The following is a 6232-nucleotide window of genomic DNA, read 5'->3' on the forward strand; positions in this document are numbered from 1 at the left end:
TGTCCCTCCCGATCAGGCGGTCAGCGCGGCGATCGCCGCCTCGGCCTGCGCCATCCCGGCCGCGCGCTGGTCTGGGCCGACCGACAGGCCTTCGGCGACGATCGCCTCGGCGGTCAGGCCGATGAAGCCGAACGCGGTCTTCAGATGCGTCTCGGTATGTTCGAACGACGCGATCGGCGATTCGCCTCTGTAGACGCCGCCGCGCGCGATCGTCAGGAGGATGCGCTTGCCCGGCACCAGCCCGACCGGCTTGCCGTCGATATAGTTGAACGTCTTGCCGGCGACGAGGATACGGTCGATCCACGCCTTCAACTGGCTGGGCATCCCGAAATTGTAGAGGCCGGCACCGATCACGACGATGTCGGCGGCAAGAAATTCCTCCAGTACCGCCGCGCCCAGCGCAATATCGGCCTGCACCTCGGGCGTGTGATCCGCCTCCGCGCTTCGCAGCGCCGCCAGATAGCCACCCGACAGATGCGGGATCGGGTCGGCGGCGACATCGCGATAGGTGACGTGCAGGTCGTCGCGGCCGGCGGTCAGTTGCGCCACCGTGGCGGCGGACAACTGGCGGCTGGCCGAATAGGCGCCGAGGATGCTCGAATCGATGTGCAGGATGTTCATGGCGTGGGTCCTTTGAAGAAGGTGGATCAGGCGGCGCGGCGCAGCGGCGTTTCGGGGAGGGGAATGAAGTCGACCTCGTCACCGGGCACGCCGGGGAAGCGGCGGTGGCGCCAGTCGTCGGCCGCCTGGTCGATGCGGTCCTGCCGGCTGGAGACGAAGTTCCAGAAGATGTGGCGCGGCCCGTCGAGCGGTTCGCCGCCCATCAGCATCAGCCGGGTGGGGCCGTCGGCGTGGAGGACGATCTCCGCACCGGGGCGGAACACGACCAGTTCGTCCTTGCCGAAGCTGCCGGTCTGGCCCTGAACCGCGATCCGGCCCTCGACGACATAGACCGCGCGTTCGATGTGGCGGCTGTCGACCGCGAACCGCCGCCCCGCCTGCAATATGACATCGGCATAGAGCGTGTCGGAGAACAGCCGGGTCGGGGCGGTCCGTCCGCCGAAGCTGCCCGCGAGCAGACGCAGTTCGAGGCCGGTATCGCTCAGCACCGGAACGTCGCCCGCCGCGACATGCTGGAACCCGGGATCGGTTTCCTCCAGCGCTTGCGGCAGGCCGAGCCACGCCTGGAACCCGAACATCGTTTCGGTCCGCGCCCGGGCTTCGGGTCCGCTGCGTTCGGAATGGACGATGCCGCGACCAGCGGTCATCAGATTGACCTCGCCGGGGCGGATCGTCTGCGCATAGCCCGCGCTGTCGCGATGCTCGCTCTCGCCCGCGATCAGATAGGTCAGCGTGCTCAGCCCGATATGCGGGTGCGGGCGGGTGTCGGCGCCCTGGCCGGGGCCGAGCACGACCGGGCCGAACGCGTCGAGGAACACGAACGGCCCGACCATCCGCCGCTTCGCCGACGGCAGCGCGCGGCGGACCGAGAAGTCGCCGAGGTCGCGCGTGGCGGGCAGGATGATCTGTTCGACCGGACCGGTCTGGGAGGCGAAGGTCATCGGGGGTCTCCGGTGGAAAGGATCGGGGATCAGTGGATCGACAGCGCCGCCAGCGCGGCGACCTGATGCGGGTTGAAGCCGTGCGCGATCAGCGTCGGCGCGATCGCATCGGCCGGGCGGCGGAAACGCCGCGTGTCCTGCAGGAAGGCGCGGATCGCGGCGGTGCGCGGATCGACCGGCGCTGCCGCCGGCGCCTTGCCGGTGAGGACCGTGCGAACCATCCGCGTGACCGTGGCGAACAACGGCACCGGCGCATCTTCGTCCAGCGCCAGCGCGGCGGCGACGGTGGACCATTCGGTGGTGGTCAGGGGCGGCAGGTCGGGCTGGCGGGGCATGGGACGATCCGGTGTGGTGCGTTGCGTTGACCCCGAGATATGCCGGCATGGCGTTCGCAAAAACCGGCCAAGTTTCGATCGGTTCGTTCGACGAAATCGACATGTCTAGCGTGGCCGCACTTGGCGGCGCGGGGCCGATCGCCTAATCCGGCCTGCGCCACGCGCGGTACAGGATGGAGGCACCATGAGTTCGGAACCCGGCATCCCGACGCTGGATCAGTTGCGCGTGCTGGTGACGGTGGTCGACGTCGGCAGCTTCGCGGGCGCGGCGCGCAAGCTGAACCGCGCGACCTCGGTCATCAGCTACACGATCGCCAATCTGGAGGCGCAACTGGGCGTGCGGCTGTTCGACCGCGAATCGACGCGCAAGCCGCAACTGACCGACGCCGGGCGAATGGTGCTGGGCGAGGCGCGGCTGGTGGGGAGCGGCATCGACGCGCTGCGCGCCAAGACGAAGGGGCTGTTGCAGGGGCTGGAATCCGAACTGCACGTCGTGCTCGACACCTTTCTGCCCAAGGAGCGGGTAGTCGATGCGCTGACCGCGTTCTTCGCGACCTTTCCCACGGTATCGCTGCACCTGTCGATCGAGACGCTGGGCGCGGTGACGCAACTGGTGATGAGCCGCCGCGCGAGCATCGGCGTCAGCGGGCCGCTGGATACGATGGACGGGATCGAACGGATCGCGATCGGCGCGGTGCGGCTGGTGCCGGTCGCGGCGGCGACGCATCCGCTGGCGCTGGCCGGGCGCAATCCGCCCGGTGCCGGACGCGCGCATATCCAGCTCGTGCTGACCGACCGGTCGCCGCTGACCGAGGGGCGCGATTTCGCGGTGATGAGCAGCCGGACGTGGCGGCTGGCGGACGTGGCGTCGAAACACATGCTGCTCGCCGCCGGGATCGGCTGGGGCTATATGCCCGAACCGATGGTGCGCGACGACCTGGCGGCGGGGCGGCTGGTGCTGCTCGACATGCCCGACGCGCCGTCCGGCGATTATGCGATGCACGCGATCCACCGCAGCGACACCCTGCCCGGTCCTGCCGCGGCGTGGCTGATCGAGCGGCTCAGGACGCAGACGCCGGACGCGGTATCGACGGGATAGGCCGTCTGGAAACGCGCGCCGGCGCGGTTTCGGGCGGGCTTCAGGATCAGGATCGCCTGTACGGGCACGCCGCGCCCGGCCATCGTTGCCTTGCGTCGCCTGCGACGTTCCGATGCCGGGTATCATCGCAGGGAGCGGCCAATGTCACCGCCGCCGCGCCTTCCCGTTCGTGAGGACAAGCATTGCCATCGCAACGATGAGCGTGACGATCGCTGCCGGTATCGGATCGCCAAGGACGTCCAGCATCCAGCGATAAATGCCGATGGCGGCGCCCAGCGCGGCGACGAGGCAAAGGACATTGGCGATCAACGGAACGGGGTCGATGTCGCCCGGCCGATGGCGATGTCGTGGCGTAGCCTGAAGGGGAATTGCACGCATTGTCTCGCTCCTCGACGCGGGTATCAGCAGGCGCTGCGAACCGGGACCATCCGGCGGATTTCGTCGATCGCGCCGCGCACGAAGCCGGCGGCGATCAGGCGGGCGGTTTCCTCGATCGGCAACCGGTCGCCGCGCAGCCGGGCCATCACGACATACCGCCGCAGCGCTTCCAGCCGCGGATCGGCAAGGCGGTTGGCCGGCTTCCAGCCGAACAGCCACCCCAGTGCCCGGTCGATCCGGCCCGGCGCGCGCAGGCTCCGGCGGCTGTCGCTCTTCGCGGCCAGGATCACCTGGCGCTCGATCGGGGCGACGAGCAGCACGGTCGCGGAACGCGGCGGGATCGCGACGTCCGCAAGGGCGGAACGGGGAAGATCGCGTGCGAGATCGAGAAACGCCATGAGGAAAGTCCCTTTCCGCCAGTCGGGCTGGCCGTCGGTGCAGGACCGAAATGGGCCAATCCCTTCGATCGAAACAGACGAATAAGATCGAAAGATACGTTCGATATTTTCGACCATTCGGCGGCGAGGTGGCAGCGTTGGACAAGGTGCGGGATGGTGTCGCCGAAGCGCGAGCCGCGCGGCGCGGATGGCCAGCGCCGCTTGACGACGGATCGGCGGTACTGACAGGACAGGGGCGTGACGACCGCCAAACCGACCCAACGCGCCTCGCGCAAGGCCGAACAACGTGCCGATATGATCGAACAGATCCTCGACGTGGCCGAGGCGCTGTTTTCGAAACACGGCCTATACGGGGTAACGCTGGCCGATGTGGCGCAGCAGGTCGGCGTGCATCGCACGCTGCTGAGCTATTATTTCCGCGACAAGAAAGAGCTGTTCGACCGGGTGTTCGCCCGTCGCGCGGTCGTCACCAGCGAGACGCGGATGCGCGCGCTCGACGATTATGAACGCGCCGCGGGCGACGCCCCGACCGTGGAAGGCGTGTTGCAGGCGTTTCTCGATACCGATCTCGACCTGTATATCCAGGGCGGGGCGGGGTGGCGCAACTATGCGGCGCTGGGCGCGCAGGTCGCCAACACCCCCGAATGGGGCGCGGAGCTGATGGACGATTATTTCGATCCGGTGGTCTTGCGGCTGATCGACATCCTCCAGCGCGCGATGCCGCATTGCAGCCGGACCGATATTTTCTGGGGCTATCACTTCGTGACCGGCTCGCTGATGCTGACGCTGGCCCGGACCGGGCGAATCGACAAATTATCGGGCGGGCTGTGCCGATCGGAGGACTTCGTCGCGGTGAAACGGCGCATGGCACGCTTCATGGCCGCCGGTTTCCGCGCGATCTGCGATGGACCCAAGTCGTTGTAAGGCGGCAAATATCCTCATGGCGACGGGCGTTGCAATAATACTAACGGTCGCGATAGTGAACGTTGACATTGCCGCCGGACCTGCGATGATCGGCTGATCGAGGACCGGCGCGAACAGCCGGCTTCGCTCAGGAGAGTGAGCATGCGGGTTTCCCTGTATGCGTCGGCATGCGCCGGCGCCCTTGCCGTCATGTCGGTGTCGTCGGCCCATGCGCAGGACAGTGCCCCGCCGCCGGGCGAACGGACGTCCGATCCGTCGGGCCAGACGGCACGCACCGGTCGTGCCCCGGCGGACATCGACGATCCCGCCGCCGAGATCGTCGTCACCGCGACCCGCCGCGAGGAACGCATCCAGGACGTGCCGATCAGCGTCACCGCGTTCGGGCAGGGCGAGATGACCCGCAAGGGCATCGTCGGGTTCGAAGGGATCGCCCGCGAAACGCCGGGCGTGGTGCTCAATCGCCCGACCCAGAATTTCAACAATTTCACGGTGCGCGGCATCGCCACCAACGGCTATGGCGCGAATCTGCAAAGCACGGTCGCGGTCTATATCGACGAACTGCCGGTTTCGACGATCGGCAACACCACCGTGGTCGATCCCAATCTGTTCGATGTAGAGCGCGTCGAATTCCTGCGCGGACCGCAGGGCACGCTGTTCGGATCGGGATCGCTGTCGGGCGCGATGCGCATCCTGACCAAAAGCCCCGACCTCAACGACGTCGATACCGCGGCGGTGGTCGATCTGGGCCTGACCGGCAAGGACAGTTTCCGTCAGCGCTACAACGCGATGGTCAACGTGCCGATCGTCGAGGACAGGCTGGCGGTGCGCGCGGTCGGTTTCTACCGCGACGAGGAAGGCTATCTCGACAATGTCGGGACCGGGGTGAAGAATTCGAACACGCTGATCGACTATGGCGGTCGCGTCATCCTGCTCGCCAAGCCGACCGACCGGCTGTCGGTCCGCCTGCTCGCCTCTTACGAGAACAGCGATCCCAGGGATTCGTCGCTGACCAGTCCGTCGCTGGGTCGCGAAAAGCGCGTGTCGGATCAGCCCGATCGCTTCACCGGCGTGCAGACGATCCTGAATGCGACGATCGATTACGACTTCGATTTCGCGCGGTTGACCAGTTCGAGCACCTATTCGGATTTCGACCAGAAATTCTACGCCGACCTCGCCAATACCTTCGGCGGCGCGATCGCGTTCGGCCTCGACGCCAATGCCTATGACAAGGTGTTCGTGCAGGAAACGCGGCTTGCCTCCAGCTTCGACGGGCCGCTGCAATTCGTGCTCGGCGGCTTCTATCTCGATCGTCGTCGCGACGTCGATTTCTTCTACCGCTCGTCGTTGCCGTTCCTGCAGGCGCGCGGGATCACCGGGCTGCCCGATCAATACTACCAGAAGCAATATACCTATCAGAACAACCGCGAACTGGCCGGTTTCGGCGAAGTGACCTATCGCTTCTCGCCCCGATTCTGGCTGACCGGGGGCATGCGCTATGGCCGGATCACCGCGCAGGCCTTTACCGAGGCGGGCGGG

The 6232-nt window shown here is 66.9% G+C and carries 8 protein-coding genes; 3 read left to right on the forward strand and 5 right to left on the reverse strand.

Going from position 1 to position 6232, the window contains the following annotated elements; genetic code table 11:
* Positions 1-12: 12 nt before the first annotated feature.
* From ASE78_RS16135 to ASE78_RS16145, 3 genes are read right to left on the reverse strand one after another with little or no spacing between them, the layout of a single operon-like run.
* Positions 13-621, reverse strand: a complete 609-nt coding sequence (locus ASE78_RS16135; protein WP_056498507.1) for an FMN-dependent NADH-azoreductase — start codon at positions 619-621, stop codon at positions 13-15.
* Positions 622-647: 26 nt separating this feature from the next.
* Positions 648-1562 (reverse strand): pirin family protein, encoded by a 915-nt coding sequence (locus ASE78_RS16140; protein WP_055757572.1) that lies wholly within the window; start codon positions 1560-1562, stop codon positions 648-650.
* A gap of 29 nt (positions 1563-1591) precedes the next feature.
* The gene (locus ASE78_RS16145; protein WP_056498509.1) at positions 1592-1897 is read right to left on the reverse strand and encodes a hypothetical protein; all 306 of its coding nucleotides are present in this window, start codon (positions 1895-1897) and stop codon (positions 1592-1594) included.
* 184 nt (positions 1898-2081) lie between these two features.
* On the opposite strand from ASE78_RS16145, the gene ASE78_RS16150 reads away from it, so the two are divergent.
* Positions 2082-2996, forward strand: coding sequence for a LysR family transcriptional regulator (locus ASE78_RS16150; protein WP_056498511.1), 915 nt, complete (start codon positions 2082-2084; stop codon positions 2994-2996).
* Between the two features lie 144 nt (positions 2997-3140).
* On the opposite strand, the gene ASE78_RS18820 is transcribed toward ASE78_RS16150, so the two are convergent.
* Complete coding sequence (locus ASE78_RS18820; protein WP_156351532.1) at positions 3141-3305, reverse strand: hypothetical protein; 165 nt, start codon at positions 3303-3305, stop codon at positions 3141-3143.
* 92 nt (positions 3306-3397) lie between these two features.
* Positions 3398-3694: a hypothetical protein gene (locus ASE78_RS18825; RefSeq protein ID WP_156351533.1), complete on the reverse strand. Its 297-nt coding sequence runs from the start codon at positions 3692-3694 to the stop codon at positions 3398-3400.
* A gap of 372 nt (positions 3695-4066) precedes the next feature.
* On the opposite strand from ASE78_RS18825, the gene ASE78_RS16160 reads away from it, so the two are divergent.
* Complete coding sequence (locus tag ASE78_RS16160; protein ID WP_056499203.1) at positions 4067-4696, forward strand: TetR/AcrR family transcriptional regulator; 630 nt, start codon at positions 4067-4069, stop codon at positions 4694-4696.
* Between the two features lie 141 nt (positions 4697-4837).
* The coding region (locus ASE78_RS19270) for a TonB-dependent receptor (protein ID WP_200911072.1) at positions 4838-6232 on the forward strand (1395 nt) is incomplete at its 3' end.

It is taken from the genome of Sphingomonas sp. Leaf25, from assembly GCF_001421635.1.
Classification (GTDB): Bacteria; Pseudomonadota; Alphaproteobacteria; order Sphingomonadales; family Sphingomonadaceae; genus Sphingomonas.

Bases quoted from the DNA above. Each gene is read 5' to 3' on its own strand.
- ASE78_RS16135 (WP_056498507.1), bottom strand. From the start codon at position 621: ATGAACATCCTGCACATCGATTCGAGCATCCTCGGCGCCTATTCGGCC.
- ASE78_RS16140 (WP_055757572.1), bottom strand. From the start codon at position 1,562: ATGACCTTCGCCTCCCAGACCGGTCCGGTCGAACAGATCATCCTGCCC.
- ASE78_RS16145 (WP_056498509.1), bottom strand. From the start codon at position 1,897: ATGCCCCGCCAGCCCGACCTGCCGCCCCTGACCACCACCGAATGGTCC.
- ASE78_RS16150 (WP_056498511.1), top strand. From the start codon at position 2,082: ATGAGTTCGGAACCCGGCATCCCGACGCTGGATCAGTTGCGCGTGCTG.
- ASE78_RS16160 (WP_056499203.1), top strand. From the start codon at position 4,067: ATGATCGAACAGATCCTCGACGTGGCCGAGGCGCTGTTTTCGAAACAC.